The following is a 946-nucleotide window of genomic DNA, read 5'->3' on the forward strand; positions in this document are numbered from 1 at the left end:
TGTGGTGGCTCGAAGGGACGGCCCAGCCGGTCTGGCAGATCCTGACCCGCGTCGGAATCGACCTGTTCGTCATGCTGGTCGGCGGCGCAGTCTTCGCCGTGTTCTGGGTCGAGACCACCGACATGGGTCCGGAAGCGACGGCCAAGCAGATCCACAACTCCGGGATGCAGATCCCCGGCTTCCGACAGAACGTCGGCGTCATCGAGAAGGTCCTCGAGCGGTACATTCCGCAGGTGACTGTCATCGGTGGTGCCTTGGTTGGGCTGCTCGCAGTGATGGCCAACATGCTGGGTACCATCGGTGGCGTCTCCGGTACTGGGCTGCTGCTGACGGTCTCCATCACGTACAAGCTGTACGAGGAGATCGCCGAAGAGCAGCTCATGGAGATGCATCCGATGATGCGCCAGATGTTCGGCTAAGAAGTCCGGATATCTATACTTCTTTACTTTCGCTACGTCTCTCTGCCAGCATCTGGTAACTGCATACTGGAACTCCTATCGAGGGAGGCTGCGCCGTGAACAGTGCGGAGGTCGTCACGATACTCATGTACTGCTATAGTAATCGTTAGAACTTTCTGCCCGTAGTACGTTGAGTGATCTAATGGATCATCTTGACGAGATATCCGTCAAGGAACTTCAAGACGCTCTCGACAACGTGGACGGAAACAAGCCGACACAACGATTGTTAGCGGCGATCGCGTACAAAAATGGCGTCACTCAGACCGAACTTGCTGAGTGGCACGACACCGGTCGAAGAACGATCTATAGCTGGCTCAAGCGACTCGACACTGACGAGTCGCTTGAGCAGGCTGTAACTGATGATAAGAGAACTGGTAGAAAAAGAAAGTTATCAGATTCAGAGCAGCAAAATTTCCAAGAGACTGTTCACGAACCGCCCGAAAAAGCTGGGATCGACGCGCCGGCGTGGACGCCGGCGCTCGCTCAAG

The 946-nt window shown here is 55.6% G+C and carries 1 protein-coding gene and 1 pseudogene; both read left to right on the forward strand.

What is annotated here, in order from left to right; all coding sequences use genetic code 11:
* A pseudogene (locus KZ498_RS24625) lies at positions 1-419 on the forward strand (preprotein translocase subunit SecY); the annotation flags it as partial.
* A 181-nt stretch (positions 420-600) separates the two neighbouring features.
* On the forward strand, positions 601-946 hold a 346-nt coding region (locus KZ498_RS24630; protein WP_312622362.1), incomplete at its 3' end, for a helix-turn-helix domain-containing protein.

The organism is Haloarcula sp. 1CSR25-25, assembly GCF_032027985.1.
In the GTDB taxonomy this organism is placed as follows: Archaea; Halobacteriota; Halobacteria; order Halobacteriales; family Haloarculaceae; genus Haloarcula.